Genomic DNA, 2,885 nt, shown 5'->3' on the forward strand with positions numbered 1-2,885 from the left:
ACCAGCGGCACGGGCGCCTGCCCTGGGCGCGGCTGGTGGAGCCCGCCATCGCCCTGGCCGAACACGGCTTTGCCGTGGGCCTCCGCCTGCACACCCTGCTGGCCCAGGACCCACACCTGCGGCGCGACCCGACCGCCGCCCGGCATTTTTACGACGCCCACGGCCAGCCCTGGCCGGTGGGACACCGCCTGCGCAACCCAGTGCTGGCCGACACCCTGCGCCGCATCGCGGCACAGGGTGCCGCGGGCCTGCTGCACGGGCCGCTGGCCCAGGCCCTGGTGGACCAGGTGCGCCAACACCCGCAACGGCCGGGTACCCTGAGCCTGGACGACCTGCGCACCTACCGCCCCCTTGAGCGCCAGGCGCTGTGCTACCCCCTGGCCACCCCGGCGCGCCGCTACCGCGTGTGTGGTTTTCCGCCGCCGAGTTCGGGGGGGCTGGCCGTCGGGCAGATCCTGGGCACGCTGGCCCACCTGCTGCCCGAAGTGCCCGCAACGAACGCCACGGCGCCCACGCCCGGCTGGCTGCACCGCTACACCGAAGCCGCCCGCCTGGCCTTTGCCGACCGGGCCCAGTACGTGGCCGACCCCGACTTCGTTCCCGCCCCCGGCGGGGACTGGGCCAGCCTGCTGGCACCGGCCTACCTGCAGGCACGGGCCGGCCTGATCGGGCCCCGCGCCATGCCACAAGCCCCGGCCGGCACCCCCGGCGGCAGCCCCCTGGCTTGGGCCCCCATGCCCGAACAGCCCGAGCGCGGCACCAGCCACCTCAGCGTGGTCGACGCCCAGGGCCATGCGGTGGCCCTGACCACCACCATCGAAAGCGCCTTTGGCGCACGGCAGATGGTGGGCGGTTTCCTGCTGAACAACCAGCTGACCGACTTCAGCTTCCAGCCGCGCGACGCCTCCGGCCGGCCCGTGGCCAACCGGGTCGAACCGGGCAAGCGGCCGCGTTCGTCCATGGCGCCCACGCTGGTGTTCGACGCCGACACCGGCCAACTGGTCATGAGCAGCGGCAGCCCGGGCGGCGCCTTCATCATCCACTACACCGCCAAGGTCTTGCACGGGGTGCTGCAGCAGGGCCTGGATGCGCAAAGCGCCATCGATGCGCCCAACTTCGGCAGCACCGGTGGGCCGCTGGTGCTGGAGGCCGGGCGCTTTGCACCCGACACCGTGCAGGCCCTGCGCGAGCGCGGCCACGCGGTGCGCGAACAGCCCCTGACCAGCGGACTGCAGGCCTTGCAGGTGCTGCCCGGCGGGCTGTTCGGTGGGGCCGACCCGCGGCGAGAAGGTGTGGTGGCCGGCGACTGAAACGCACCCGGAAAACGGGCCGCAACTTCGCTACCATCCCCGGATGAACGCGCAACGCCCCGGGGAGACCACCGACCAGCCCTTGCCACCCGGTTTGATGGTGGTGCACGGCAACCACGCCGAGGCCTTGCGCGACCTGACCGTCACCTGGCTGCGGCGCTACCCGCTGGCGCCGCTGGAAAACGAAACCCTGCTGGTGCAGAGCAACGGCATCGCCCAGTGGCTCAAGCTGTCGCTGGCCGAACCGCCCGAGCGCGGAGGCGCCGGCATTGCCGCGGCGCTGCAGTTCCACCTGCCCTCGCAATTTTTGTGGCAGGCCTACCGCGCGGTGCTGGGGCCGGAACGGGTGCCCGAGACCTCGCCCTTCGACAAGCCACGCCTGGTCTGGCGCCTGATGCGCCTGCTGCCCACCCTGCTGGACCAGGCCGCCTACGCGCCGCTGCAGCGCTTCCTGGCCGACGACGCCGACCGGCGCAAACGCTTCCAGCTGGCCGAGCGCCTGGCCGACCTGTTCGACCAGTACCAGGTCTACCGGGCCGACTGGTTGCACGCCTGGGGCCAGAACCAGGACGTGCTGCTTGACGCGCGCGGCGACGCCGTGGATCTGGACTCCGACCAGCGTTGGCAACCTGCCCTCTGGCGCGCCCTGCTGCGCGACGTGCAGACCGACCCCAGCGCCCCCCGCCCCGGCCGGGCCGCGGTGCACGAAGCGTTTCTGGCACAGGCGCGCCAGTGGCAAGGCCCGGAACGCCCGGCCGGTTTGCCACGCCGCCTGGTGGTGTTCGGCATCTCCAGCCTGCCGCGCCAGTCGCTGGAGGTGCTGGCCGTGCTGGCGCGCTGGTGCCAGGTGCTGATGTGCGTGCACAACCCCTGCGAACACCACTGGGCCGACATCGTGTCCGACCACGAACTGTTGCGCGCCGCCGAACGCCACGGCACCCGTCAGGCCCGGCGCCCCAACGCCCCGGCCGTGCTCACGCCCGAACAACTGCACCAGCACGCCCACCCCTTGCTGGCGGCCTGGGGCAAGCAGGGGCGGGACTTCATCGGTCTGCTCAACGAACACGACCGCCCCGAGGCCCTGGCCCACCACCGCCGGCACTTCCAGGCCATTGGGCACAGCACCGACCTGTTCGTGGCACCGCCCGCCGACACCCTGCTGCGCCAGCTGCAGGACGACATCCGCGACCTGCGCCCGCTGCACGAAACCCGTGCCCGCTGGCCTGCGGTGGACCCGGCGCAGGACGCCTCGGTGCGTTTCCACCTGGCCCACAGCCCGCAACGCGAGGTGGAGGTGCTGCACGACCAGCTGCTGGCCGCCTTCCAGGCCGACCCCACGCTGACCCCGCGCGACGTGATCGTGATGGTGCCCGACGTGCAGGCCTACGCCCCGCACATCCAGGCGGTGTTCGGCCTGCTGCCGGCGCACGACCCGCGCCACATCCCCTTCAGCGTGGCCGACCAGGGCGCTGCCGCCACCGACCCGCTGCTGCACGCCTTGCGCCTGCTGCTGCGCCTGCCCCAGGCCCGGCTGAGCGCCAGCGAACTCATGGACCTGCTGGACGTGCCCGCCGT

At 72.8% G+C, this 2,885-nt stretch carries 2 protein-coding genes; both read left to right on the forward strand.

Annotated elements, in window-relative coordinates; translation table 11 throughout:
- The coding region (locus tag CON77_RS10915; RefSeq protein ID WP_101049174.1) for a gamma-glutamyltransferase family protein at positions 1-1,310 on the forward strand (1,310 nt) is incomplete at its 5' end.
- 43 nt (positions 1,311-1,353) lie between these two features.
- On the forward strand, positions 1,354-2,885 hold a 1,532-nt coding region (locus CON77_RS10920), incomplete at its 3' end, for an exodeoxyribonuclease V subunit gamma (RefSeq protein ID WP_198552345.1).

It is taken from the genome of Macromonas nakdongensis (genome assembly GCF_002837145.1).
GTDB classification, from domain to species: domain Bacteria; phylum Pseudomonadota; class Gammaproteobacteria; order Burkholderiales; family Burkholderiaceae_C; genus Macromonas_B; species Macromonas_B nakdongensis.